The sequence below is a fragment of the Asaia astilbis JCM 15831 genome (assembly GCF_000613845.1).
GTDB classification, from domain to species: Bacteria; Pseudomonadota; Alphaproteobacteria; order Acetobacterales; family Acetobacteraceae; genus Asaia; species Asaia astilbis.
The window spans coordinates 1-647 of record NZ_BAJT01000049.1 but is presented as its reverse complement, the minus strand read 5'-3'; the positions used below and the strand labels follow the sequence as shown (position 1 = coordinate 647).

Here is a 647-nt window from a genome sequence, read left to right as displayed (position 1 = left end):
TGTCATGTCGGGCACTGGTGGTCTGACGATCAATGGCGGGACCCAGATTCTGTCAGGCGCTAATACTTACACGGGCAATACGAATGTCGCGAGTGGCGCGGGTCTGAACCTGACCGGGTCCATTGCGTCCACGTTGAGCAATGCAGGCACGACCAACGTCAATGGTGGCAAGGTCGGTGGCAAGACCACGAATACAGGCACGCTGACAGCACAGAACGGCACACTCGCCGCGATCGACAACAATGCTGGTCAGGCAACGCTGACCAACAGCACAGCCGGTGCGGTAACGAATGCGCAGAATGCGACATTCAGCGCGACAGGCGGAACACTGGCTTCAGCGACGAATGCTGGCACCATGACGCTCGGAACCGGCAATACGGTCACCGGCAATGTGACAAATAACGGCAGCCTTACCCTGAATGGCAATACGATCAACGGGACGCTTGCTGCTCAATCGGGAAATCTGACCGTTACGGCCAGCAATTCGCAGGCAGGATCGCTTTCCGGAGCAGGGAACGGCACGCTGAATGGCGGACTGACGCTGACCAATGCAAGCGATACCTATTCGGGTGTTCTGTCAGGCCAGGGTGGACTGACCGTCAATGGCGGTGCGCAGACGCTGACGGGAGACAATACCTATACCGGGC

1 pseudogene is annotated in these 647 nt (G+C 58.3%); it reads left to right on the top strand.

What is annotated here, in order from left to right:
* Positions 1-647 (top strand): annotated as a pseudogene (locus JCM15831_RS19750) (autotransporter domain-containing protein); the annotation flags it as partial.